This window comes from Lysinibacillus sp. GbtcB16, assembly GCF_019091145.1.
In the GTDB taxonomy this organism is placed as follows: Bacteria; Bacillota; Bacilli; order Bacillales_A; family Planococcaceae; genus Lysinibacillus; species Lysinibacillus fusiformis.
On sequence record NZ_JAGXJV010000090.1, the window covers coordinates 1 to 684 of the forward strand.

The following is a 684-nucleotide window of genomic DNA, read 5'->3' on the forward strand; positions in this document are numbered from 1 at the left end:
CATAACATAACCTCTAGCGATTTTAGCAGATTTAACTTTCATAGGGTCATCGCAGCCATAGAAATAAAAAGCTGTTCCTGTATCCTTATGACGTATAACAAGCGGTGATTGACCGAAAAAGAACTCATCTTCTAATTTCAGCATATATATCGCCCATTTTATCTGCTCATATACAGAAGTAGAAAGATACTTTGCTACTTTACGTAGTATAACTATATTACCGTTTGGGTCTTCCATAAAATCAGTTACAAGCCTCAATGAAATAACAGATGACTTCATTGAAGAACGGCCACCTGACAAAAGGTTTCTTGATCTATCATCATTTAACCAAAAATCATAGAAATTAGGGTTTATTAAATCAAGTATTTCTATTACTTCGCTCATTTAATATCCTTCTCATTTCGTCTTTATCGTTAACAATGATAGTACCCGTACTCTTATTCCCTTTGTCAGTAACTTCTTTTACTTCTGCTTCTGCTTTTTGTACATTAAGCTGCATCATCTTGAGTTCTAACCTACGTTTATCGTTCTTATTTGCTAATTCATCAAACTGTTTAATTAAGTTACGGAATTCAGCAAAAGCCCGTGACTGTGCATTGAATAAGTTCGCTTCTTTGTCCCAAGCAAATTGAATGTCCCACTCTTCATCTAATCCATGTTCGTTCATTTTTTGTTTTCTTAACT

Annotated in this window: 1 protein-coding gene and 1 pseudogene; both read right to left on the bottom strand. The window is 34.2% G+C overall.

The genetic code is table 11. The annotated features are described in order from the left end of the window. Positions 1–384: phage terminase large subunit (locus KVT27_RS23440; protein WP_217582056.1), on the bottom strand; the 384-nt coding region annotated here is incomplete at its 3' end. After that, positions 359–684: pseudogene (locus KVT27_RS26840) on the bottom strand (phage terminase small subunit); the annotation flags it as partial. The pseudogene KVT27_RS26840 and the gene KVT27_RS23440, both read right to left, overlap by 26 nt.